This is a genomic window from Fundidesulfovibrio sp. (genome assembly GCF_058402725.1).
Window position 1 is genome coordinate 1 of sequence record NZ_JBZVFJ010000255.1, and the last position, 2,999, is coordinate 2,999.

Annotated in this window: 3 protein-coding genes; 1 reads left to right on the forward strand and 2 read right to left on the reverse strand. The window is 70.9% G+C overall.

The features are described from left to right. Positions 1 to 234 precede the first annotated feature (234 nt). Positions 235 to 1,239 (reverse strand): alpha/beta hydrolase family protein, encoded by a 1,005-nt coding sequence (locus ACV4UX_RS18300; protein ID WP_491594715.1) that lies wholly within the window; start codon positions 1,237 to 1,239, stop codon positions 235 to 237. Further along, positions 1,236 to 1,997 carry a DUF2461 domain-containing protein gene (locus ACV4UX_RS18305; RefSeq protein ID WP_491594716.1) on the reverse strand — a complete coding sequence of 254 codons (762 nt, stop codon included), beginning with the start codon at positions 1,995 to 1,997 and terminating at the stop codon, positions 1,236 to 1,238. The genes ACV4UX_RS18300 and ACV4UX_RS18305 overlap by 4 nt, the downstream gene beginning before the upstream one ends. A 146-nt stretch (positions 1,998 to 2,143) precedes the next feature. Here ACV4UX_RS18305 and ACV4UX_RS18310 point away from each other — a divergent pair, with 146 nt between their 5' ends. Further along, a complete protein-coding gene (locus tag ACV4UX_RS18310; RefSeq protein WP_491594717.1) occupies positions 2,144 to 2,764 on the forward strand; it encodes a DedA family protein in 621 nt (206 codons plus the stop codon). Positions 2,765 to 2,999: the final 235 nt, after the last annotated feature.

Consider the following 2,999-nt stretch of genomic DNA (forward strand, 5'->3'; position numbering starts at 1 on the left):
GACCATGAACGCAGGACGACGGACCGCCGGAATGCCGCCGCGCGGCTGCCGGTCTTCGCGGAGCGAAACTCCCGGCCCGCGTGCTTCCACGACGCCGTCGACTGGGGCGTCCGTGGGACATGCTCCCGCGCGCGTGCCGTGTCCGCGAAAACATGGAGCATGCTGTTTGATGCCAAAGCCAATCCGTCTGAATGGTTGTTGGAGAGGTTGCGCCCGCTCCCTATGGTCGCGTCTTTAGCGCGTCGGCTCGGGCGCGCCCAGGTGGCGGGTGAAGAAATCGATGAGTTCCGCGTTGAGGGCCTCGTGCACGGCCTGGCGGTCCACTCCCTCGGGGTCCTGGCAGAGACGGGGAGCGGCCTTGGCCTGCCCGGGGCCGCAGGGGGCCAGAAAGACGAAGTGTCCGGCCCCGGCCACGGCGTGCAGGCGCGTGCCCTGGGGGAACGAGGGCAGCAGTCGCTCCAGTTCTCCGGCCGGGCGCACGGTTTCGTCCCTTTCGGCGGCGAAGAGCAGCACTGGGCAGCCCAGCGTGGACAGGGAGCGCCCGGAGAAGAAGGCGTCCATGGGGGCCATGGCCGCCACGGCGCGGATGCGCGGGTCCGCCAGGCCTCCAGGCGGCAGCTCCGTGGCCGCGATGGCCCGGCGGTTGGCGCAGAAGCCCAGGGCCCCGGGGCGCTCGCAGTAGGCGTCGGCCAGTTGGAAGTCGGGCCTGGCCCCGGCCAGAACGAGCACGTCGTAGCCGCCCATTGAGAAGCCCGCCGCGCCCATGCGCTCCGGGTCCGCCAGGGGGGCGAAGAGCGGATCGCGCGTCACGGCGTCCAGGGCGGCCGAGACCTCGCCGGGCCGGTTCAGGAAGAGGGCCGGGCTGCCCAGGCGGGACTGGTCGCGGAAGTTGTCGCCCGGGTGCATGGGGCACACCACCAGGAAGCCCGCCCGGGCCAGGGCCGAGGCCGTGTCGTGGTGGGAGAGCATGCTCCCGGCGTTGCCATGGGAAAGGCCGACAAGGGGCCTGCGTCCCGGCAGGGGCGGGGCCTCGCGCACGGCCTCCGCCCGCACGGGGCCGAAGGAAGTGAAGCCGTCGGCAGGGGCCTGCGCCGGGTAGAACACCGCCGCCTGCATAGGCTGGCCGTCGGGAGCCGGGAGGCTCAGGATGCGCAGCCCCACTCCCTGGGCCAGGGCCGTGCCGGACGCCAGCAGGCACAGCAAGAGCAGCGCCGGGAACAAGGCGCTCCGGCCGGTCACCGGAGAACCTCGGCGGCTTCCATGGCGTCCAGGGCCGCCCAGCCGAAGCGGAGCAGGGGGGCCGCCTGGAGGGCGTAGCCCGCCAGCTGCTCCGGAAGCTCCGGAGAGCGCGTCCGGGCGAAATCCAGGGGCCAGGACACGGTGAGGTGCTTGAGCTTCACGGCGCGGGCCAGTTCCGGGTCCGCGACGTCCTCGAAGCCCCGCGGCAGGCGCTTGAGGCTCTCACGCTCGTCCAGGTGCAGGCCGTGGGCTTCCAGGGCGGCCAGCACGCCGCTGAATCCCGCTGTTTTCGAGCGCATGGCCTCGCGCAGGGCGGCAAGCTGGGCGGGGGCGGGCTGGTAGAATCCGGCGGCGGCAAAACAGCCGTCCGGGGCGATGTGGATGTAGAAGAGCCCCTGCTCCTTGCGGGAGCCGGAGCGCGTGATCACGGCCCCGGCGTGGGTCTTGTAGGGGCTTTTTTCCGGGGAGAAGCGGACGTCGCGGTTGATGCGGAAGAGCGCCGTGCGGGCGTCGCCCTGCAGGGGGAGGCCCAGCTCCCGGACGCGGGCGGAGACGGCTCCGGCCAGCGCGCCAAGGGGGGCGCGCAGGGAGCGTTCGTAGAGTGCCTTGTCGCGCTGGTAGAGTTCGCGCGCCCCTGCGAAATCGTGCTCGCCCTGCAGGCGCGCCAGTCCTGCCAGAAAATCCAGCCCCTCGGGGGGGAAACCTGTGAAGCTCTCGGCCATGCTCGCCTCGATGCGGTCGCGGAGTTCGGTACGCATGCCAAGCGACGCGAACCGGCGAGGAAGGATATCAGCAATCGTCGCGCTTGTCCTGCCCCACGGCGGGCGTCCCGTGGAAAGGCAGGCTCTTGCGCGAAGCCCCCGGCACATCGTATGAACCCGCGAAACCCGCAGAAGGAGCACCCTTGAGCCTTTCCCCAACGCAACTGCTGGCGCAATACGGCTACCTGGCGGTGTTCCTGGGCAGCGTGGTGGAGGGCGAATCCATCCTCCTTCTGGCGGGCTTCGCCGCGCACCAGGGCTACCTGGATTTCTGGGCCGTGGCCGCCCTGGCCTGCCTGGGCGGCTCCCTGGGCGACCAGACCTTCTTTCTGCTGGGCAGACGCTACGGACAGGCCATGCTGGAACGATTCCCCAGGCTCAAGTCCCACGCCGCCACCGTGGACCGCCTGGTGGCGCGTTACCGCGCCGGGGTGATCGTGATGGTGCGTTTTCTCTACGGCCTGCGTGTGGCAGGTCCGGTGGCCCTGGGCATGGGGGGCACGCCGCTGGGCACGTTCGCGGCCTTCAACCTGCTGGGCGCGGCCGTCTGGGCGCTGCTCGTGTCCGGGGCGGGCTATGTGTTCGGGCGCGCCCTGAACCTGATCCTGGAGGATGCCCGGCGCTGGGAGGAGGCTGCCCTTGTCCTGCTGGCCGTTGCCGCCGTGGTCTTCTGGTTCGGGCGGCGCGGCCTGACGCGTCGCCGGGACTCCTCCCTGGGCGTCGGGGACCCGGCGAAGGACGGCGGCGGCAAGAAAGCGCCCTGACATTCAGCTTCGCGACAACAAGCGCCGTGACAAAAAGTGCCGTGACGGTTGCATTCACGGGCCAAGCGGTTAGAATGGCGTCATGAGTTCCCCCTCCGGACAGGCGCGCCAGGCCTTCGACGCCGTGGTGGACCGGGGCATCCAGGGGTTGCCGCCCCTGGTGTCCTCCTGGGAGCTTGCCGTGCGCTACCTGTCCGACCAGAGCTTCGCAGACAACCACGCCCGCGTGGAGGAG